The following is a 21,032-nucleotide window of genomic DNA, read 5'->3' as shown; positions in this document are numbered from 1 at the left end:
CCGCAGGGAATCGGTAAAGAGGATAACGCGGACGTCAGCAGCGGCGGCGCCGGGCGGCCCAGGTGGCCACCCCGAGGCCGCCGGCCAGCAGCGCCCAGGCAGGCGGTTCGGGTACGAGCGAAATCGCGTAGGTCTCGAGCGCCTCGACGCGCCTGAATTGCCCGCCATAGGTGCCGTCGATGATGCTGCGCCCTTCGAAGGCGGGGTCGCCGTAGCTCAGCTGCCACGAAATGGAGGTCGTCAGCCGCTCGTCGACGAAGAGGTCGGGTCCGGCGCCGAAGGTGGGGCCGTGTTCGGGCGAGTTATAGGTCTGGCGCGCGCCCTGGCTGGGCAGGACGTTATCGAGCAGCAGTTGCCGATACACGGCCGCAGTGCTGTAGTTGAACAGGAAAGCGGTGCGTTCCCAGTCACGTTCGGAAACGTGCCAGCCATCCGTGGACGACCAGCTGCGCGGATTGTAGCCGCCCACCACCCAGCTGTCGCCGGTGTCGTTGGCGACCTGCATCAAGGTGAAGTTGCTGCCGCGTCCGTCCGCGGCGGCATGGAAGTCGCGCGCGTCGTCGCCCGCCTGCCGCGTATAGACGTTCTCGAGATAAAGAGGGCCGGCGCCGAGCCAGCGTTCGAGCTGGCCCTTCAGGCTTGGGTCGAGCAGTGGCGTAGCATCTTGCGACACTCGTTGCGCCACTGCCGACGATGCCGCCATGCCGGCGGCTGCAACCAGGATGGCGGCCGCACCGCTCCGCGCCAGGATCTTGTTCATGCAACGTCAGACTGCACGTTGCCGACACTAGTTCCAGGCGCGCGGCGGATCGGGTCAGGCGCGCTTGTAGATGTCCTCGAAGCGGACGATGTCGTCCTCGCCCAGGTAGCTGCCCGACTGCACCTCGATGATGTGCAGCGGCAGCTTGCCCGGGTTCTCCAGACGGTGGTTCATGCCGATCGGGATATAGGTCGATTCGTTCTCGGACAGCAGGCTGACGGTATCGCCGCAGGTCACGCGCGCGGTGCCCGACACCACGACCCAGTGCTCGGCGCGGTGATGGTGCATCTGCAGCGACAGCTTCTCGCCCGGCTTGACCGTGATGCGCTTGACCTGGAAACGGTCGCCCGCATCGATGCCCTCGTAGTGGCCCCATGGACGGTAGACGCGGGTGTGGTGCAGGTGCTCGGTGCGCTCCATCGAGGCCAGGTGTTCGACCACCTGCTTGACGCGCTGCACTTTACTCTTGCAGGTGACCAGCACCGCATCCTGGGTCTCGACCACGACCACGTCTTCCAGGCCCACCACCGCCACGATGCGGCTCTCGGCGCGCACCAGCGAATTCTTGACGCCGTCCAGGTAGACGTCGCCGCGCTGGGCATTGCCGTTGGCGTCCTTGGCCTGGGTTTCCCACAGGGCCGACCACGAACCGACGTCGTTCCAGCCGATATCGGCCGGCACCACGGCGGCGTCGCGGGTATGTTCCATCACCGCGTAGTCGATCGAATCCGCCGGGCAGGCCGAGAACGCGGTGTCGTCGAGGCGGCAGAAATCGAGGTCGCGGTAGGCCGCGTGCATGGCCTGGCTGGCGGCGCCGGCGATCGCCGGCGCGTGCTGCTCCAGCTCTTGCAGATAGCGCGCCGCGGCGAACATGAACATGCCGCTGTTCCAGTAGTAACTGCCCTCGGCCAGGAAACCTTCGGCCGTGGCGGCGTCGGGCTTCTCGACGAAGCGCGCCACCTTGTAGCATTCGCCGCACCCGTCCACCGGTTCGCCGCGGCGGATGTAGCCGTAGCCGGTTTCCGGCGTCCTGGGCACGATGCCGAAGGTGGCCAGCGCGCCCTTGGCCACCAGGCGGGTGGCGCGGTCGACCGCTTCACGGAAGGCTTCGCCGTTCTCGATCACGTGGTCGGCCGGCAGCACCAGCATGACCGCCTCGGGGTCGATCGCCTGCAGGTGGTGGGCGGCGGCGGCCACGGCCGGCGCCGTGTTGCGGCCGACCGGCTCGAGCAGGATGCCCAGCGGCGTGATCCCCACTTCGCGCAACTGCTCAGCCACCATGAAACGGTGGTCATTGCCGCAAACCACGAGCGGCGCCATCATCTCCGGCCAGCCGGCCACGCGCAAGGCGGTTTCTTGCAACATGGTCTTGTTGGCCACCAGCGGCAGCAACTGCTTTGGCAAGACCTTGCGCGACAGCGGCCACAGGCGGGTGCCGGCGCCGCCGGAGAGGATGACTGGATAGATCTTCATGCGCTGACTTTCTCTTTTTCTAATTCGTTGGTGTCGTGATCCGCGACGTCCTTGCGCCGTGAGCGGCGACGATCGCGTGCATTGAGCCATTCCTCCGACGAATATTCGGAGGCGTGCTTCATTTCGCCTTTTCGGTCGACACTATATTCCTTAAAGACAATCATTTCATTCAATGTTACATCATGCAACACGCGGGTGTATTCGAACAGGATGCTGCGCACGATCTCGGCGCCTTCGCAGATATGGCTGCCGTGGCCGATCCAGCTGGGGCCCACGATGCGGGCGCCGGCCTCGACTTTCACCCCGGAGCCGATGTAGACCGGTCCCTCGATGGTCGTGCCTTCCCAGTCGATGCTGGAGTTCAGGCCCACCCAGACGCCGGGCTTGATCTGGATGCCCGGCACGTCCATATTGTTGACTTCGCCGGTGATGACCGACTGCAGCACTTCCCAGTAGTCGCCCATGGTGCCGATGTCGAGCCAGTTGAACGGACGGCCCTGGGCATAGAACGGCAGGCCGCGCTCGGCCAGCAGGGGGAACAGCTCGGAACCGATGTCGAACGGCACGCCCGACGGAATCAGGTCGATGACTTCTGGTTCGAAGATATAGATGCCGGTGGAAATGAAGTTGGACTTCGCGACGTCCTGGCTCGGCTTTTCCTGGAATTCGACGATACGGCCCTGCTCGTCCGAGACCACCACGCCATAGGACGACACCTTGTCCCATGGCACTTCTTTGGTGATGACGGTGGCCATCGCGCCCTTGCGCCGGTGTTCCAGCAGCGCGGCCTTGAGGTCGAGGTCGATCAGGGCGTCGCCGCACAGCACCACGGTGGTGTCGTCGAAGAAGCCGCCGAATTCCTGGATTTTCTTCATGCCGCCGGCCGAGCCGATCGGTTCGGGGACGACTTCGCCGTCGTCCTTCGTATAGCCTTCGAAGGAATAGCCGATCTGGACGCCGAACTGTTCGCCTTCGCCGAAGTACTCTTCGATCTTTTCGTGCAGCCAGCTGACGTTGACCATGATTTCGGACACGCCATTTTTCTTGAGGTGTTCGATCAGGTAAGCCATCACGGGTTTGCCCAGAATCGGGATCATGGGTTTCGGCAGATCGTAGGTGAGCGGACGGACGCGTGTGCCCTTGCCTGCGGCGAGAATCATGGCTTTCATTAGACTATCCTTTGCATTATTTGGCTGTGGTTTGGTAGCGCCATACGTCGGCGCACATTTGAGCGACATCACGTTCGGCAGTCCAGCCCAGTTCCTCGCGGGCCAGGGATGGATCGGCGTAGCACTTGGCCACGTCGCCGGGACGGCGGTCGACGATCTGGTAGGGGACCGGACGCCCGCTGGCGGCTTCGAAGGCGCGCACCATTTCCAGGACACTGTTACCGCGGCCAGTACCCAGGTTGTAGGTGACGATGCCCGGGCCCTTGTTCAGGCGATCCAGGGTCTTGACGTGGCCGATCGCCAGGTCCACCACGTGGATGTAGTCGCGCAGGCCGGTGCCGTCCGGGGTGTCGTAGTCGCCGCCGAACACCGACAGCTTGTCGCGCTGGCCGTTGGCGACCTGGGCGATGTAAGGGACGAGGTTGTTCGGGATGCCGCTCGGCTCTTCGCCGATCAGGGCGCTCTCATGGGCGCCGACCGGATTGAAGTAGCGCAGCAGCGCGATGCGCCAATCGGGCTCGGCCTTTGCCAGGTCGCGCAGGATGTCTTCGATCATCAGCTTGCTGCGGCCATAGGGATTGGTGGCCGACAGCGGGAAGTCCTCGCGGATCGGCACCGAGGCCGGATCGCCGTACACGGTGGCCGAGGACGAGAACACCAGCGATTTGCAGCCGAACTTGGCCATGGTCTCGAACAGCACCACGCTGCCGTTGACGTTGTTGTCGTAGTAGCGCAGCGGCTGCGCCACCGATTCGCCGACCGCCTTCAGGCCGGCGAAGTGGATCACCGCCTCGGGCTTGTGCTCGGCGAACGCGGCTTCCATCGCCGCGCGGTCGCGGATGTCGGCCTGGACGAAAGCGAACGGCTTGCCCGTGATGCGCTGGACGCGCTCGCAGACCGAGCGCTGAGCGTTCGACAGATTGTCGACCACGACCACGTCGTGCCCGGCGCTCTGCAGTTCGACGACGGTATGCGACCCGATATAGCCCACACCGCCAGTAACCAGAATCTTCATGTCTTTCGCTCTCTGTTAATCATAGTTTGATGCTCCATGGACCGCTTGCGGCCCGTTGTCCTGTCGGCGCAACGCTGCGCCGCGATCCCGCTGTCACTCATCCTTCCTGGCCGCTTCCTTGATCAAGAGCCAGAGAAACGCCATGTCGTCGATAAAGTAACGCCGAAACATCCGGCGCGGTTCCTGCAGGAAGCGGTAGAACCACTCGAGCCCCGCCGTCTGCATCCACGCCGGCGCCCGCTTGACCCGGCCGATCGCCACGTCGAAGCTCCCGCCCACCCCCATCGCGAACGGTATCCGCATCTCGGCCTGGTACAGGCCGAGGAAACGTTCCTTCCTGGGCGAGGAAATCGCCACGAACAGCAGGTCGGCGCGGCTCTCGCGCACCTGGCGCACCACCTGCGCTTCCGCGCCCTCACCCTGCCAGTAGCCGTCATGCAGGCCAGCCAGCACCAGGCCCGGATAGCGGCGGACATAGGTCGCGGCCACCTCGCGCACGACGTCGGGACGCGCACCGAGCAGGAACACCCGCCAGCGTTTCTGCGCCGCGCGCCGCATCAGGGCCTCGAACAGGTCGATGCCGGCCACCCTTTCCTTGAGTGGCTTGCCCAGCAGGCGCGAGGCCCATACCACCGGCATGCCGTCCACATTCACCAGGTCGCATTCGTTGATGATGCGGCGCAGGCCCTCGTCGCGGCTGGCCTTGACCAGCTTATCGACATTGACCACCACATGCTGGTGCGGCCGCCCCGTGCGCACGAAACCGTCAATCCGCTCCAGCGTCTCTTCCATCGAAACGTTATCTATATTACAACCAAACAGCGTGACGCGCTCGTTCATGCGTGCCTCCGGTCCGGTGTCTGACGTTTCCTGCGATTAATTATTTATTAATCGGTAAAAGTGATTGTAAACCTGCATTCGATGGGAACGGCGGACGATACGGTCGTGATGCGCAGCACTTCGCACGGCGTCTTCGATTCATACGCGGCCGAATACCAGCCCAGGGGCGGATTTTCGGCGCCGCGCACCAGTTCCAGGTGCAGGTCTTCGCCGCTGGCCTGCATCTGCAGCACGAAGCGCTTGCCGCGCACCGACAGGCCGTGGCTGGTCAGGCGCACGTCCAGGCCCGGCGCGAAGTGCCAGAACGTTTCGACCTTGTGGGGCTTCCTGGCCGCCACCTCGTCGCGCACGGTCAGGGTGTTGCTGGCGCCGTCGAAGCGCACGCTGCGCAGGTGCAGCACCGGGTCCGGCAGGCGCGCATAGCCGTCGTGCGAGCCGCGGAAGTCGAATTCGTGGGGGGACGCCGGCATGCGCTCGATGCTGGAGCGCGCCTTGCGCAGCCACATGAAGCGCCCGCCGGGCGTCGACTGGTCGAGGCCGTCGACGCGCACGGTGTTGTGGCTCGAGGTGCCGCGGAAATAATCGCGCCACTTCTGTTCTTGCCAGTAAGAATACGTGCCGGAATCGACCAGGCAGGCTTCGCCCGCCACCGACAGGCTCAAGGCAAGCGCATCGGCGTGGCCGTGGGCGGCGATGCCGAGATAGCCCAGCGGGCCGCAGTCGAGCACGCCCTTGATCTCGTTGGCTTCGCCGAAGTGATTTCCGAACAACAAGTAACCGCCGTCGGGGAAGGACCACCCGGAATCGGCTTCGTGCGGATCGCAGTCGGGCCGCCCGCCCGGCAACGCGTGCAGCAGCCAGCGCACGCCCGGGTGCTGGTCGTGCTGGCCGCCGAACACGGTGTCGCCCAGCGCCAGCAACTGCGCGGCGCGGTCCGGGCCCGGGCGCCCGGTGCCGGCGTGCAGGCGGAACAGGCAACCGTCGTCGGCGTCGCCGACCATCGGCAGGCCGCCGTCGACGTCGCGCACCGAGCGCAGGAAGCGCAGCGCGCGCTGCAGCACGGCCCAGTAACTGCGCGAGAAAGGCTGACTGTGGGGCTGACTGTGCGAATGATCGTGAGGCTGATCGCGCGACTGGCTGCGGAACTGGCTGCGGGGCTGACTGCGCTGCTGGCTGCTGGCCTGGCCCAGGAGCCCGGCCACGAACAGGCATTCGCTGGAAAACATATGGTAGGAAAACGCCTGCTCGCGGTTGACGCCGTCGCGCGAGAACTGGGCCTGCGCTTCGTGCTCCAGTTCGCGCTGCGCCTGGGCTTCCCAGTCCTTCGATTCCTTCCAGCACGGCCAGGTAACGGCGCCGGCGTACAGGCCGGTCAGTTCGCCGATCAGGTGGTTGTTGGCCGACGAATGGCGCGACAGGTGGCGCGCGATGGTGCGGCAGTGCGCATGGATGCTGTCCAGCCAGTCGGCGCGCAGGCGCTCCCCGGCGGCGCCCTCGAACAAGGCGCTGCGCTCGCCACCCACCAGCTGCCAGATCAGGCTCCAGTTGACGAGGCGGATGCCCAGCTCCATCGAGCTGGTCCAGTTGGGTCCCGTGAGCGGCGGGCAGGCTTCGAACCAGCTGCGCAGGTTTTGCGCCAGGGCCTGCAGCCAGCGCGGATCGCCCGTCAAGGCCCAGGCCTGGGCCAGGGTCACCAGGTGCAGGTGACGGTTCAATTCCCATACGTGCTTGATGTCGCCTACCAGTTCGCGGTCGCCAATGGCGATGTCGCCGCGGTACAGCGACGGCGCGACGACGCCGGTCTCGGGATCGCGGTTCCAGGCGGTCGGCACGCCGACGTCGAAGCGGCGTTCGGCGAACAGCACCACGTGGCCGGCCTCGATGCGCTCGGCGTCGAGCAGCAGTGCATCGACGTCGGCCTGCTCCAGCGCCGGCGCGCCGCGCACGCCCAGGCTCAGGGTGCGCGGCAGCGGCGGCGGCGCGGCAAGGCCGACGGAGCGGCGCCCCAGGCGGATCGTCGCCGCCTGGCGCAGCCGGTAGGCCATTTCAGGCACCGACATGCAGCGCAGCCGGTTGACCAGCCATGCCATGCGTACTGTTGCGTTCATCAAATTTCCTTCACCGTTTTCTGGATTGCGTCTTTTCGTCCAGCAATTGCGCGTACAGCGCAGCCAATGTGCCGCACACCACGCCGGCCGCGTAGTGCCGTTCGGCGGCGGCGCGCGCCGCGCGCGCCAAGCGCGCACGCAATCGCGCGTCGTCCAGCAATCGTTCGATGGCGTCCGCCAGCGCCGCCGCGTCGCGCGGCGGAACCAGCAGGCCGAGTTCGCCGTCGGCCAGCGCTTCCGGAATGCCGCCGACGCGTGTCGCCACCACCGGCGTCCCGGCCGCCATCGCCTCGAGCACCGACATCGGCAAGCCTTCGGCATGGGACGGCAGGCAGAACAGCCAGGCGCGCGCCAGCTGCGCGTCGCGCGCGGCCGCATCCAGCCAGCCCGGCGTCTCGACGCGGCCGGCGATGCCGAGCTCGGCGGCTCGGCCGCGCACCCAGTCCAGGTCGCCGCTGCCGCCCAGCACCAGGCGCAGCCCCGGGTGGCGCGCGGCCAGCGCGGCGCAAGCCTGCAGCAGTTCGTCCACGCCCTTGGCCGGGTCGAGGCGGCCCAGGAACAGGATGCGGCCGGCTTCGGCCCGTGCACCCGCCGCGGCCGACGTCGGGCGCACCGGATTGGGCACCACGACCACGCGCGCGCGCGGCGCGCATTCGCGCACGCAGGCGGCCCAACCGGGCGACAGCGCGATCACGCGCGAGCTCGCCTCCAGGGTGTGCCGGATCCAGCGCCGCAGCAGCGGCCCGGCCTCCGCCAGCGCATAGCGCCGAAAGCCGCCGCCATGCAGATGAAACACCGTGCATGCGCCGCCCATGCGCGCCATGAGCAGCACCAGCGACTTGCGCAGGAAACTGGCGTGCGATCCGGCATGCACGTGGACGATGGCCGGACTTGCCCCGGCGCCGAGGCAGGCCCGCGCGGCGCGCCACAGGCCGCGCAGCGCGCGATCGAGCTTATGCAGGCGGCGCCCCTCGGCGTGGGTGGCGACATAGGCGACGCCTTCGCGCTCGAACAGGCCGTCGGCGCGCAGCACCTCGACCACGCTGGCGATGCCTCCCCTGCCCCCCAGCGCGGTTCCGACCATCAGCACGCGTGGGGGCGCCATGGTCATGCAGGCGCCCCTGGGAAATGTGTCGCAATCCTGTTCATCGCTATATGTACTTATGAAAGGGGCAATATTTACGATCATACAGGGCAACTTGTTGATCTAGCGCACGATTCGTCAGTCGACGGCAATGAACTCGAACTTGCCGTTGGCGCCGCGCGGGATCGCCTCGACCCGCTCCACGGCGACCTGCACGCCGGGCACCCGCTGCAGGAATCGTTCGCGCAGGGCGGCCTCGTCGCGCCCGCCGAAACCGTCGGCCGCGACCACGCGCAGGGTGAAACGGGCCTGGCCGTGGTAGCGCACCTGGCCCTCGAGCAGGCGCAGGTCGCTGCCCTGGAACACGCGGTCCAGACGCGCCACCATGCGGCCATCGGGCAAGGTGAGGATGCGCTCCTGGCGTCCCATCACGGCCTCGAGCGTCGGAAACACGCGCCCGCAGGGGCAAGGCGCCGGCTGGTCCAGGCTGCTGCCCACGCGCACGGTGTCGCCCGTGCGGTAGCGCGCCAGCGGCATCGCGGCGTTGTTCAGGCTGGTGCCGACGAGTTCGCAGCTGCCGTCTGGCAGCGCCAGCAACTCCACGCCGCCGTAGTCGGTCAGCAGGTGGTAGCGGCCGTGCTCGCAGGTGCCGATGGCCGCGACCCGCTCGGCCTGCCCATACCAGTCGAACACGGTCACGCCGAAGGCGCGCACGACGGCCGCGCGCACGGCCGGCTCCAGGGTCTCGGACGAGGTCATCACGCCGCGCAGGGCCCGGCCGCCATAGCGGCGCCCGGCCGCTTCCAGCCAGTGGGCGATGGCCCCGATCGAGGACGGATAGGCGTGGATCACCACCGGATCGTAGGCTTCCAGCGCCGCCACATAGGCGCCGATGGTCGCGTTGGACAAGTGATAGGACGACATCACGAGCAGCTTGCCGACCGGGTCGCGCCGCCAGTAGCGGCCATCGGCGGGCCGTTCGTCGCACACGAGGTCGCCGCGGATCCAGGCCCGCCGCCGCCCCGGCCGCCAGCCGATCCAGCGCAGCTGGCGCTGGACGAAGGCTTCCTCGCGGATCACGGCGCCGAGCGACTGCACCAGGGTCAGGGGCGAACCCGAGGTGCCGCTGGTGCGGATCGTGTTGCGCAGCAGCGAGCCGAAGCGGCGCGGCCGCAGGTGGCGCGCCGGGTCCTGGCGCAGGGCCGGCTTGGCGAGCAGGAAGGCGCCGGGCGGCACCGCATGCAGCCGGGTCGCGTCCGGCGGCGCCGCGACGCCGAGGCGCCGTGCGCGCCGCGCCACGTAGGCGTTGAGGGCGACGCCCGAGCGCTCGTTGCGCAAAAGAGACGGCAACACCAGCAGCCGCGCCGGCAGGCCGCGCGCCAGCAGGCGGCCGAGCGACCTGAGCGCCAGGGCGAGCGTGCGCGCATCCATCAGGCGCCCCGCCCGCCCAGGATGCCGGCGTAAGCCTGCGCCACCACCCGCCCCAGGATCGCGTAGCTGCGGTGGGCCCTGACCCAGGCCGGCCCGCGCGCGGCGCAGGCGGCGGCCAGGCCGGGTTCGTGCAGCAGCCGGCGCACGGCGGCGGCGAAGGCCGGCGCCTCCATCGGCGCGCACAGCCCGGCCCCGCTCTCGGCCAGCACCCGGGCCTGGTCCGGGATGTCGTTGGCCACGCCGGGGATGCCCAGCGCCAGGTATTCGAGCAGCTTGGTCGGCGAAGAAACGTCGTACAGGACCCCGCGCGGGATCGGCGACAGGCCGACTTCGGCCCGCACCGCATAGCCGAGCGCCACATCCCGCGGCAGCCAGCCGGTCAGCAGCACGCGCCCGTCCAGCCCGCGGCGGGCGATCTCGGCGCGCATCCAGGCCATCTCGTCGCGCGAGGGGGCGTCGCCGGCGATCACCAGCAGGATATCGGGCACATCAAAAGCGAGCTGTTCGACGACATCGAGCAGGAAGCCGGAGCCGCGCGCCTGCGCGACTCGGCCCAGGTACAGCAGCACGCGCCGTCCGTCCAGGCGCGGGTCAAGGCTGGGCGCGACCAACCCGCGCTCGCACAACGCGGCATCGACGCCCATCGGCACCGCGGTCATGCGCGCGCGCGCGACGCCCTTGCCTGCGAGCCAGTCGGCCATCGCCTCGCTCTGCACGAACACATGGCGCGCGCCCGGCAGCACCAGGCGATAGAGCAACCAGCGCGAGGCGGCGGCGCGCGCCGCATGCGCCAGCCAGCGCGGCCCCCGGCCGCGGCGCGCGATCTCGTCGCGCCGCGCCGCGAAGCCTTCGACGATCGGGAACGACATCCAGTACAGGAATGGCACGCCGAGCGCGGCGGCGGCCAGGCGCCCCAGCAGAGCGGACGCGATTTTGTCGCGCACCTGGATGCCGTCCGGCTTGCGGCGGCGCCAGGCGCGCGCCAGGCCTACCAGGTCCCAGGCGGGCGCCAACACGCTGGCAAAGCGGCTCTCGATGCTGCCGACGACGTGCATCCCGCCGCCGCCCCACCCCACCGGGCCGGCGCCGCCGGACTGGCCGACCAGCTCGCTGCCGACGCCATGGCGCGGCATCTCGGCGCCGAACAGGGTCAGCAGGTCGGCGCGCACCGGCGGCAAGGGGTCGCGCACGATGAAGGCGATGGACAATGGCTTGCGCATGGCGCCTCGTACCCAGGGGGAACCTACGATACTAGACCGGCGCGGCGCGCAAACGTTCAGCTATCGCAGGGATGGGCGCATGGGAGGCGCATGGGCGAGGTGCATGGGCGAGCTGCATGAGCGAGGTGCATGCGCGACGCTAGCGCTCGGTCTCGCGGTCCGCCTTGGCATATTCTCCCGCCTTCTTGGACGGTGCGCGCAGGATCGACAGGATCACCAGCCCGAACAGCGCGCTGAGGATGGCCGTGGCTTCGCGGCCCATGCCGGCGGACACGCCGATGGCGGCCGTCATCCAGACGCTGGCGGCGGTGGTCAGGCCGCGCACGTCGTTGTTCTCCTTTTGCTTGAGAATGGCGCCGGCGCCCAGGAAGCCGACGCCGGCCGTGACGCCCTGCAGCACGCGCGACAGGTCTTCGATCTTCATGCCGCCCTGCAGTGGAATCAGCACGAACAGCGCCGAGCCGACCGAGACCAGCATATGGGTGCGCAGGCCGGCCGAGGCCCCCACCGATTCACGCTCGTAGCCCAGTATGCCCCCCACCAGAGCGGCGACCAGCAGGCGCACCACGATGACGGTCACGTCTTCGGCATTGCCCAGGTCGGAAAATTCGCGCTGTATCGTCAGCCAGCTTTCTGTCCACCACAATTGCATTGCGCCACCCTTTGTCCGGTTTTGATGTCGGACAAATCATGCCATCCATGCAAGATGCGTGTCGCCACGCTCAGCCATTCCATCAGGTATCGGCGCGCGCACGCCGGGCCGGCTTTCGTATAATCGGCTGCCCAGCCAACGCTTCGAGGAGACCCCGATGGAAACGATGGAAATCTACCGCGGACGCCTGATCGACCACATCCAGCTGGTGGTGCGCGACCTGCCCGCGTCACGCAGGTTTTATACGGCCGTGTTCGAAGTGCTGGGCATTCCGCTGGCCGGCTCGGGCGATGATTATTTCTGGGCCGACGAGCTGTTCGTCTCGACGCCCGACAGCTCAGCAGCCCAGGGCCAATTGACCGGCCGCCATCACCTGGCCTTCCAGGCGCGCGACCGCGCCATGGTCGACGCCTTTCATCGGGCGGCGCTGGCGGCCGGCGGCAAGGATAATGGCGCGCCGGGCGAACGTCCCTACCACCCGGGTTATTACGGCGCCTTCGTGATCGATCCCGACGGAAACAATATCGAAGCCGTGCACCACGGCGAAGCGACCTTCAGCGCGCGCGAGATCAGGATCACTTTCTGACCAACGAGCTACGCGGCGCGGCCTACGCGGCGCGGCCGTCCTTCCACGCCAGCAGCCTCGGCAGCAAGGCGGCGCTGGCATGGCTGTCGAGCTTGCGGCAGAAGTGGGCGCCGGACGCCTTGAGTCGCTCCAGGTCGCCTTCGTCCAGCACCCTGGGGTGGCAGGCGCCGCCGTCCGGCCAGGCAATGTAGCGAAAGTTGTTTGACAGCACCCGGCCGGCGTGGCGGGAATGCATCACCAGGGTCTGGAAGAACAGCTCGTCCGGCGACTGCACGCTGCGGCAAAAGCGCAGCAGGCGCGGATGCGCATCGGCCAGGGCCAGCATGTCGCGCAGGCAGTCGCGCGACAGCGCCCACCAGCACGATCCGCCATACGGCGTGAACCCGCCGGGCAAGCGGCGCGTGCGCCGCAGCAGGCGCAGGACGCGGTTGGCGGCAACGCAGGCCAGGCGCTCGGCCGGGTGGCCGCCAGCGCGATGAAAATAGGCATAGCGGTGCATCACGCGCCAGCCGTCGGGCGCGATCGGCGCGGTCTCGATCAGCTCGCGATCGCGCAGCCGCGCCAGGGCCGCCTTCAATAGCGGATTGGGCAATAGCGGGAAATCCTGGGCCGACAGCAGCACGAGCTTGTCGAAGACCGGCGCCTCGGCCAGGATCTGCCGCACCGACGTCAGGGTGGCCTCGACCTGGGATACCTGGCCCCAGCGCACGGCGACGCGCTCGCGCACGGCGCGGGCATGCGGATGCAGGCGCGCCGGGTCGAGACCGCTCTTGCGGTCGAGGTGCACATAGACCAGGAAATCGGGATCGCACAATTGCTCCACCAGCCGGTTGAGCTGGTCCAGGTCCTTGTGCGCGCAGATCAGGAATGCCTGTCTCATCGGTGGCCCGGCGAGCGCCTTGCTCATGCGCGACGAGGCTAGCACGGCGCACGCACGGGCCGCGCCAGCGAGACATGAAGCCATTAATGCTGAGCTATTAATGTTGCACTATTAGTGCAGCGTTTTTAATGCCGCACTATTGGTGCCCGACTATTAATTCAGCGTCACGCTCTGGCCGGCGACGGTCACGGTGCGCACCGTGCCCGAGGTGGCGATGTCCACCCGCGGCCTCTTGCAGCCGACGTCGAGCAGCACCAGGAACTCGGCGGTGGACTTGCCATCGTTCTTGAGGTAGAAGGCGCCGTGGTCCTCGATCACCCTCGCCTTGGCGGCCGGCCCGGTCCACTTGGCGAAGCTGGCTTGCGCGTTCAGCGAGCGCAGGCACAGCGACTGGCCGCCGGCCGACACCGTGACATTCTGCGCGTTCTCCACCGTCATGACGACCGGGGTGTGGACATTCCACTCGTAGGTGCGGGCGACCGTGCTGGCCAGGCGGTCGCGCACCAGGATCGCATTGCCGGCGTTGCGCAGGTGCCAGACCTGGCGCCTGGCCATGGTCAGCTGGCCGCCATAGGCGGCGGTGGCGTCGCCCTCGACGAAATCATAGGCGGGCTGGGCGGCGAAGCCGGTGATCCTGCCGTTGCGCTGCAGCTGTTCGCGATAGCCCGTCACCAGCTGGCCCTTGCCGCCGTCGAAGGTGACCGCGTTCTGCGAGCGGGTCTGGTGATACCAGTCGGTCCAGTAGGGCGAACCGTACCAGTCATACCAGCCGGCCTTGACCAGCAGCGGCTGACCCGCGCTCGACAGCAGGATGCCGTTCTGGTCGCCATGGCTGTGGTTGAACGAGCCGTAGGGACTGGACTTGAAGTACAGCGAGGACCGCGTGGCCGAGCCGATGTCGGTATGCATCGACGCCCAGCCGATGCTCGGATAATAGGCCGAGTTGGTTGGCGGCGTCCTGGACCTGGTGTCCTTGACCGGCATCGGGTAAGGCGCTTGCAGCAGGCTCAGCGTGTCTTCGGCGCCGCCCAGGCTGGCGACGTACCAGGCCGCCCGCGGCGAGACCATGCGCGAGCCGAAGGCGTGCCAGACGCGCGGGTCGGGCCTGGTCTCGGAGCCGTCGCCGAAGGCGTGTACGCGCGCGCCCGGCGGCGTGAACTGGGTGGCGAAGTCGAGCAGGCCCTGGGCCCAGGGCTTGGCATAGAAATTCACGCCGGACGCCTGCGACATCGGATCCCACAGCGCGACCAGGTAGCCGGCCGCGTATTCGGCATACGCGGTGCCGTTGGCGTAGCCGCCTTCCTGGCCGCTCCAGGGCGACGGCGCGTTGGCATAGGCGCGAAACGAGAAGTCGAACCACTTCTGCGCCTCCGGAATGTCGCCCAGCGCCAGGGTCGAGATCAGCGCCAGGAAGACCAGGCTCGTGTTGCCGTGCGAATCGAACGGATACTGGTCGAGGCGGCCGTTATCGCCCGCCAGATTGCCGTAGATCACTTCGGTGCGGGTCCTGACCGTGTTCAGCCAGCGCGCGCGGCGCGGCGCGTCCAGGTCGGCGGCCAGGATGTCGACCGCCTTGATCAGCGAAACCGCGATCTGGCGCGTGGCCTGGTCCTGGTTGGCGTAGCTGGTGGGCCCGGCCGGGTCGAGGGCCGCGATCTGGTCGCCGCGGCGCAGCGCCTCGTCGAGGAACAGGCGGTCGCCCTTCATGCGCCACATCAGGGCGGCGGCTTCGAGCTGGCGGCTGGCCTCGTTGATGCGCTGGCGGATGTCGGTCTGCTGGCTGGCCATGGCGGCCGTCAGCGGCGAACTGATCACGATCGGCCAGCGTCCATCGGTCAGGGGCGGCACCGCCTTGATCTGCAGCTTGATCTCGTTGATCATGCGGCTGACGTAGGGGTCGAGTTCGGCGCGGCGGGCAGCGTTCCAGCTGGCGTACGGCGTGAACGAGGACGGCAGCCCGCGCGGCCGCGCCCTGGCCGTGATGCGCGCGCGCAGCGTGGCGTTGTCCGGCACCTCGAACAGGTTCGACCTGCTGGTGATCGAGAAGCCGCGCGGCATCGACCAGTCATTGCTGCCGACCGGCCGCACGCGCCAGCTGTACTTTCCCAAGGCCATGGCTTTCGGTGGCAGGTACCAGTTCCGTTCGGTGATCACCTTGCCCGGCGCCCCGCCTTCCGGCGTGATCTCGAGCTCGTAGGCGGCAGGGCCCCTGGCGTGGCGGGCCCAGGTGAATCCGGGCGGATTCTGCGCCTGGACCTGGTTCAAGTTCGGGCTGGGCTGGACCACCAGCGGGTCAAGGGACCGGGCCCAGTCCGCGCGCGCGCTCAGGGACAACAAGAGCGACGTCAGCGCCAGCGCGCAGACCAGGCCTTTCCGGTGAAAATTCATGCTGAAGCTCCGAGAGAACGAGGATTGTCCAGAATCGCACCGCGCTCGGGCGCTGGCACGACATCTGCCGCAGGCATCGGGGATGCTTGCTTGAGGAAAACAATGTTATCGCAGGTTTTTTTGAACAAAATCAAATTCCCTAAGGAAATTATTGGTTTGCCTGTTTTGGCGCCCGTCGTTCGCACAAATCCAACACGAACGATTCGACCTGTGGCGAGCAGGATGTTCTGTGCTGTAACTGTCGTGCCCGGTATGGAGAACAGTGCGGTAACCAGCGGCCTGCGCGGCAGCCCCCTAGGCTTGGGCTTGGCCATCTTCGCCGCGTTCAAGCCGCCGCAAGGCCCGCATGCGCTTCAGGTAGCGCAGGCAAAAGATGCCGAACGATAGCGGCGCCTTGCCCGCATGGCGCCGGCGCACGGCGAATTCCTCGCGCCGCGCCGCGATCCGGTTGCGCGACGAGACGCTGCCGGCATGGTCGCGAAACACGGCCAGCACCGCGTCCACCAGCGCCGGCTGGCTGAGCGCCCCCAGCCGCAGCCACAGGTCGACGTCCATCGCATAGCGCAGGCGTTCGTCGAAGCCGCCGACCAGCGCGAACATGTCGCGCCGCACGAACACGGCCGGATGCGGCACCCAGGCGCGGCCGGCGGCGTAGGCGCGGTAGGAAAACGGCGGCATCGGGTTCGGCGGCAGCAGGCGGCCTTCCTTGAGCACCTGGATGTTGCCGACCACCCAGGCCGGCGGGCAGCCGCCGGAGCGCGCCTGTTCGATGCGCCGCCCGACCGTGGCCAGGACCGCCGGGCCGGCGTAGTAGTCGTCCGAGTGCAGATGAGCGACGTAGCGGCCGCCCGCCGCGGCGACGCCCCGGTTCATGGCGTGGCCGATGCCGCCGCGCACCTCGCGCAGCACGCGTTTGTTGCCGGGATAGGCGGCGATCATGTCCAGGGTGGCGTCGCTCGAGCCGGCATCGACGAAGACGTGCTCGAGATCGCGGCAGGTCTGGTCCTGGACCGACGCCAGCGTGTTAGCCAGCGTGGCCGCGCTGTTCCAGGTGCAGGTGACGATCGAGAAGGTCGGCTGGTTCGGCATACAGCTCCAGTAAGGTGGGCAGCAGGCGGGCGGCGTCGGCCCCGAACCCTGCTGGCGGGGCGACGCGCATCGGCGGCGCCGCGAGCAGGCGCGCGAGCCGCGCGACCAGCGCCGGCATGGTGGCGGCCAGCGCCAGCTGGCCCGGATACTGGACGTACTGCGCCAGCTCGGGCGTGCCGCCGCGCGCCAGCGCCAGGCAGCCGCGGCCCAGCGCCAGCGCTTCGAGCACCGTGGTGCTGCAGGCCTCCTCGCAAACCGAGGGCACCACGCACAGGTGGGCGCGCGCGGCCAGGACCAGGGTCGCCGCATGGTCTTGCCAGCCGAGGAAGCGCACCTGCGCTCCGGCGTGGCGCCGCTCCAGCGCCGCACGCTGCGGGCCGTCGCCGACCACGGTCAGGCGCGCATGCGCCGGCAGGCGGCCGGCGGCGGCGTCGAGAAATTCCGCCACGCCCTTGCCGGTGTCGATCCGCCCGGCCAGCACCACCTCGCCCGCCTGCGGCCCGGGGGCGGCCAGGGCCAGGGCGCGCAGCAAGGCGTAGTCGACCAGGTTGTGGATCACGCGGCTGCGCGACAGGTCGGCGTCGGGCACCGCGCGCAGGAAACGGCGGCGCAGGAAGTGGGACACGAACACCGTCTTGTGGCGGGCGAAGGCGCGCGCAGCCTGGCTGCGGTAGCCGCTCACGGCGAGCGCCGTCAGCGCCGTGCGCACCGATCCCGGACCTGGAGTGGCGTGGCGCGCGCTGCACGCCGTGCACGCGCCCGGGGCCAGCCGCTCGCACACGGCGCCGTCGACGAAGCGCAGGTGGGTCAGGCATTCGCTGCCCTGGTCGTGGCGCGTCTGCACGAAGTTGATGCCGTCCCGGACGTACAGGCCCGTCATCGGCAGGTGGCCGTGGTAGTGAACCACGTCGAAGCCGGCGGCGTGGGCATCGATGGCGCGCGCGATGCCGCGCGCCAGCCAGGGCCGCTTGAGCGGATTGAACGCGCCCAGCTGCGCCTCTTTCCAGCCGGGGCGCGCGATGGCGAAACCGGGCCGGAAACGGCCGCCGAAGCCGATCTGGCGCGCGGGATCGGCGCCCGGCCGGTCGCTGCGGCCCAGGATCTCGACGGCATGGCCCTCTTGCAGCAGGCGGTTGGCCAGCGTCACCACGTGCTTGCCCAGGCCGCCCACTTGCTCGCCCGGCAAATCCTCGGACACCATCAGGATGCGCATGCTCCACCCCTCCCCGGCGGCCCTCAGCCGGCCCGGGCGCGCACCGGCTGGCGGCGCGTCTTGAGGCGGGCCCAGGCCAGGTCGCGGTCGCCGCGCTCGAGCACGAACAGCGTCCCATGCAGGGCCAGCAGGAGCACGGTCGCGGCCAGGATCGCGAGGAAGGCGCGCAGGCTGTCGTCCAGCAGGGTCTCGGCCGCGCCGGCGGCGACGGCGACCAGGGCGATCCCGGCCAGCCCCGGCGCATAGCCATGGACCAGCAGGCGGCGCAGCGGGGTCGGGACCGTGCGGCCATGGACGTAGGCCAGGAACGCCGTGGCGCACAGCAGCGAGGCGGCCAGGTGGCCCCAGGCGGCGCCGACGATGCCCCAGGCGGCCACGCCGGCATACACGGCGCCCAGCCCGGCCAGCGCCCGCACCACGGCGAACAGGCCCGAGACGCGCGGGTGGCCCATGCCGTCGTTGACCAGCGACGGCAGGCTGGTCAGGGAATCGACGAATTGCGCCAGGGCCATCAGCGCCAGGATGGCGGCGCCGTGGCGCGCGAAGGCGGCGTCCATCCAGTACAGCAGGATCGGATAGGCGAACACCGCCAGCAGCAGCAGGATCGCCGCGTTCAGGTAGACCACGTAGCGCGTCGCCTTCAGGTAGACCGCGTCCAGGCGCGCCAGCTCGCCCCTGGCCGCGAGCGCGCTGGCGGCCGGAAAGGCCACCGCCGACAGGCGAAAGCTCAGCCCCAGCACGCGGTTGGCCAGGGTGGCGGCAACCGTGAAATACGCCAGGCCCGCGACGCCGACCAGGGCCCCGATCACCAGCTTGTCGGCGTGGGCGTACGACAGTGCGGCAAAGCGCGACAGGAAAGTCCAGCCCGAGAAGCGCAGCAGGGCCGCGCGTACGCCTGCGGCCGGCCAGCGCCAGCGCCAGTGCGGCAGCAGGCGCCGGATCGCCCGCCACAGCAGCAGGGCGTGCAGGCTGCTGGCGACCACGCGCAGCAGGATCACCTCGAACAGGCCGAAGCCCAGGGCCAGCACGCCGACCGTGGCCAGCGGCACCAGCGCGCCGAACGCCATCTCGAGCCGGCCCGAGATATCGTAGCGCATGAGCGACTGCGGCACGCTGTTCAGGTAACTCTGCAGCTGGCCGCACAGGAAAGCGAGCGCGGCCAGTTGCAGGGTCGCGCCCGCCTCGGGGCGCAGGGCCGCCGGCACGGCGAACACGGCATCGACCAGCCAGGCTGCGCACAGATAGATGCCCAGCGCGCCGACGAGGCCAATGGCGGCGTAGGTGGCCAGGCCAAAGGACAGGGTCTCGGCGACCTGGCGCGCGTCGCCGTTGGCCCGGTGCTGGGCGATGTACTTGACCGAGCCGGCCGTGAGGTTGATGTCCATCACCGCGAAGTAGCCGACGATGGCCGTCACCAGCGAATAGACGCCATAGCCGGCCTCGCCCAGGCCACGCACCACCAGCGGCACCGTGGCCAGCATCACCAGCGCGGGGACCGCCGCCCCGAGCAGGTTGGACCAGGCGTTGCGGGCCAGGCGCAGCTTCATGCGCTTGGCGCCGGTTGCCGGCCCGATGCGCGCCGCGGCGCCGGCCGCCAGGCCGGCCGCGACGGCGCTGCCTGCGCGGCCGCCAGCGCCAGGTAAGGCAGGCTCAGGCATAGCGCCAGCATCTGGGTGGTGCGCACCTGCGGGAACGGCGTGCCGATCAGCAGGTCGGGAATCATGAACGCCAGTCCCGCCGCACCGGCCGCGCCCAGCCCCAGCAGCTCGGGCGGCAGGCTGCGCAGCGCGCGCCGCGCACCCACGATGAAGGCGGCGATGGTGCCGGCCAGCAGCACCATGCCCACCAGGCCGCTCTTGAGCGCGATGTGCAGCACCCCGCTGTGCAGGAACAGGCCCCCGTCCGGGTTGCCCTGCCACGAGATGGCCTGGTAGCCGTGATAGCGGCCCCAGGCGCCGATGCCGGCCAGCGGGTGCGCCAGGAAATCGGCGAAGCCCAGCTTGAGCTCCAGCACCCGCTCGCTTTCGGGACCGAAGCGGCGCGACTGCATGTCGTGCAACAGGCCGCCGAGCGCGCCGCCTCCGCCTTCCACCGCGCCTTCCACCGCGCCTTCCACCGCGCCTCCCCCCGCGCCGGCCGCGCGCGTCTGCCCCAGGCGCCGCCCCGCCACGAAGGCCATGGCCGCGCCGGCCAGCGGCACGGCGGCCAGGCCCAGCTGCAGGCGGCGCGCGGGCGGAAAGCGCAGCAGCACGACCGCGTACGCCAGCAGGAAGCCGACCCAGGCGGTGCGGCGATAGGACAGCACCACGCACAGCGTGGTCGCGACCAGGGTGGCCCACGCCAGCGCGCGCCACGCCCGGCCCTGCGCCGGCATCGCCGTACCCGCCGCGCCCGCCGGCGCCTGGAACAGCGCGACGGCGGCGATCGCGAACGCCAGGACGCATAGCAGGCTGTCGTTGATGTCGAAAAAGGTCAGGCGGATCGGGATCGCATTCATGTTGGCATACACGTTGTTCGGATCGCCCCCCGATACCGCCCAGCGGCCGAGGCCGAACAGCGCGCGCGCGAGACCGGCCAGCATGATGAAGCGCGCCAGTTCGCGCGCCTGCTCACGGGTGCGAAAGGCCAGCAGCATCAGCGAAACGAGCGGCGCCATCCAGACGATATTCGAAAACCCCGACGGCGCCAGCGACGCGGCCAGCGGCACCCCGGTGGCCAGCCCGACGCCGACGTGGGCGGCCAGCAGGGCGGCCCAGGCCAGGAACCAGGGCCGCAGATTGCAGGCCGGCGCGCCCGCGCGCCGCGGGCCGGTCGCGAGGTGGTTCGCGTAGGTGTCCATGAAACTGGCGGAGATGCGGGCGCAGAGCCAGGCGCCGAGCACGTACCACAGCACCACGCCGAAGAACAGCATGCCCGAGCCGCGGCTGTAGATGCTGCGCGACGCAAACACGGCCAGGTTGCCATAGCTGGTGGAGTTGACCCAAAAAAAGACCAGCAGATAGGGATAGACTAGGAAGCGCGGCCATACCATCCCGACGCCGATGCCCAGCACGGCCGCGACCGACAGGCCGGCGACGAACAGCCACGGCAGCGAATAATAGAGATAGGGCAGGATGTCGTTCAT

General features: G+C 69.0%; 18 protein-coding genes. 1 reads left to right on the top strand and 17 read right to left on the bottom strand.

The window, feature by feature from the left end:
• Positions 1 to 34: 34 nt before the first annotated feature.
• From ACZ9AQ_RS15250 to ACZ9AQ_RS15205, 10 genes are all read right to left on the bottom strand, one after another.
• A complete protein-coding gene (locus tag ACZ9AQ_RS15250) occupies positions 35 to 760 on the bottom strand; it encodes a PEP_CTERM-anchored TLD domain-containing protein (protein ID WP_429204303.1) in 726 nt (241 codons plus the stop codon).
• 54 nt (positions 761 to 814) lie between these two features.
• A complete protein-coding gene (locus ACZ9AQ_RS15245) occupies positions 815 to 2,233 on the bottom strand; it encodes a mannose-1-phosphate guanylyltransferase/mannose-6-phosphate isomerase (protein WP_429204301.1) in 1,419 nt (472 codons plus the stop codon).
• The gene (locus tag ACZ9AQ_RS15240; protein WP_429204299.1) at positions 2,230 to 3,402 is read right to left on the bottom strand and encodes a nucleotidyltransferase family protein; all 1,173 of its coding nucleotides are present in this window, start codon (positions 3,400 to 3,402) and stop codon (positions 2,230 to 2,232) included. The genes ACZ9AQ_RS15245 and ACZ9AQ_RS15240 overlap by 4 nt, the downstream gene beginning before the upstream one ends.
• 16 nt (positions 3,403 to 3,418) lie before the next feature.
• The gene (gene galE, locus ACZ9AQ_RS15235; protein WP_429204297.1) at positions 3,419 to 4,417 is read right to left on the bottom strand and encodes a UDP-glucose 4-epimerase GalE; all 999 of its coding nucleotides are present in this window, start codon (positions 4,415 to 4,417) and stop codon (positions 3,419 to 3,421) included.
• 93 nt (positions 4,418 to 4,510) lie between these two features.
• Positions 4,511 to 5,257 (bottom strand): WecB/TagA/CpsF family glycosyltransferase, encoded by a 747-nt coding sequence (locus tag ACZ9AQ_RS15230; RefSeq protein ID WP_429204295.1) that lies wholly within the window; start codon positions 5,255 to 5,257, stop codon positions 4,511 to 4,513.
• Positions 5,258 to 5,304: 47 nt separating this feature from the next.
• Positions 5,305 to 7,365: a heparinase II/III family protein gene (locus tag ACZ9AQ_RS15225; protein ID WP_429204293.1), complete on the bottom strand. Its 2,061-nt coding sequence runs from the start codon at positions 7,363 to 7,365 to the stop codon at positions 5,305 to 5,307.
• A 10-nt stretch (positions 7,366 to 7,375) separates the two neighbouring features.
• Positions 7,376 to 8,476, bottom strand: coding sequence for a glycosyltransferase (locus ACZ9AQ_RS15220; RefSeq protein WP_429204291.1), 1,101 nt, complete (start codon positions 8,474 to 8,476; stop codon positions 7,376 to 7,378).
• Positions 8,477 to 8,587: 111 nt separating this feature from the next.
• On the bottom strand, positions 8,588 to 9,880 hold the full coding sequence (locus ACZ9AQ_RS15215) for a phenylacetate--CoA ligase family protein (protein ID WP_429204289.1): 1,293 nt from the start codon (positions 9,878 to 9,880) through the stop codon (positions 8,588 to 8,590).
• Positions 9,880 to 11,100, bottom strand: a complete 1,221-nt coding sequence (locus ACZ9AQ_RS15210; protein ID WP_429204287.1) for a glycosyltransferase — start codon at positions 11,098 to 11,100, stop codon at positions 9,880 to 9,882. Before ACZ9AQ_RS15210 ends, ACZ9AQ_RS15215 begins: the two co-directional genes overlap by 1 nt.
• A gap of 139 nt (positions 11,101 to 11,239) precedes the next feature.
• Positions 11,240 to 11,752 carry an MgtC/SapB family protein gene (locus ACZ9AQ_RS15205; RefSeq protein ID WP_429204285.1) on the bottom strand — a complete coding sequence of 171 codons (513 nt, stop codon included), beginning with the start codon at positions 11,750 to 11,752 and terminating at the stop codon, positions 11,240 to 11,242.
• A 157-nt stretch (positions 11,753 to 11,909) separates the two neighbouring features.
• On the opposite strand from ACZ9AQ_RS15205, the gene ACZ9AQ_RS15200 reads away from it, so the two are divergent.
• Positions 11,910 to 12,338, top strand: coding sequence for a VOC family protein (locus ACZ9AQ_RS15200; protein WP_429204283.1), 429 nt, complete (start codon positions 11,910 to 11,912; stop codon positions 12,336 to 12,338).
• Between the two features lie 22 nt (positions 12,339 to 12,360).
• Here the strand turns inward: ACZ9AQ_RS15200 and ACZ9AQ_RS15195 are convergent, their stop codons facing one another.
• The 7 genes from ACZ9AQ_RS15195 to ACZ9AQ_RS15165 form a co-directional block, all read right to left on the bottom strand.
• Positions 12,361 to 13,218 (bottom strand): beta-1,6-N-acetylglucosaminyltransferase, encoded by an 858-nt coding sequence (locus ACZ9AQ_RS15195; RefSeq protein ID WP_429204281.1) that lies wholly within the window; start codon positions 13,216 to 13,218, stop codon positions 12,361 to 12,363.
• 153 nt (positions 13,219 to 13,371) lie between these two features.
• Complete coding sequence (locus ACZ9AQ_RS15190) at positions 13,372 to 15,606, bottom strand: heparinase II/III domain-containing protein (protein WP_429204279.1); 2,235 nt, start codon at positions 15,604 to 15,606, stop codon at positions 13,372 to 13,374.
• Positions 15,603 to 15,920 (bottom strand): hypothetical protein, encoded by a 318-nt coding sequence (locus ACZ9AQ_RS15185; protein ID WP_429204277.1) that lies wholly within the window; start codon positions 15,918 to 15,920, stop codon positions 15,603 to 15,605. The genes ACZ9AQ_RS15190 and ACZ9AQ_RS15185 overlap by 4 nt, the downstream gene beginning before the upstream one ends.
• Positions 15,901 to 16,695 carry a glycosyltransferase family 2 protein gene (locus tag ACZ9AQ_RS15180; protein ID WP_429204275.1) on the bottom strand — a complete coding sequence of 265 codons (795 nt, stop codon included), beginning with the start codon at positions 16,693 to 16,695 and terminating at the stop codon, positions 15,901 to 15,903. Before ACZ9AQ_RS15180 ends, ACZ9AQ_RS15185 begins: the two co-directional genes overlap by 20 nt.
• Positions 16,631 to 17,908, bottom strand: a complete 1,278-nt coding sequence (locus tag ACZ9AQ_RS15175) for a glycosyltransferase family 4 protein (protein WP_429204274.1) — start codon at positions 17,906 to 17,908, stop codon at positions 16,631 to 16,633. The genes ACZ9AQ_RS15180 and ACZ9AQ_RS15175 overlap by 65 nt, the downstream gene beginning before the upstream one ends.
• A gap of 23 nt (positions 17,909 to 17,931) precedes the next feature.
• The gene (locus ACZ9AQ_RS15170) at positions 17,932 to 19,566 is read right to left on the bottom strand and encodes a lipopolysaccharide biosynthesis protein (protein WP_429204273.1); all 1,635 of its coding nucleotides are present in this window, start codon (positions 19,564 to 19,566) and stop codon (positions 17,932 to 17,934) included.
• Complete coding sequence (locus ACZ9AQ_RS15165; protein ID WP_429204272.1) at positions 19,452 to 21,032, bottom strand: O-antigen ligase family protein; 1,581 nt, start codon at positions 21,030 to 21,032, stop codon at positions 19,452 to 19,454. Before ACZ9AQ_RS15165 ends, ACZ9AQ_RS15170 begins: the two co-directional genes overlap by 115 nt.

Source organism: Massilia sp. UYP34 (genome assembly GCF_056279385.1).
The sequence above is the reverse complement of the archived record's forward strand: the minus strand, read 5'-3'. Positions and strand labels throughout refer to the sequence as shown.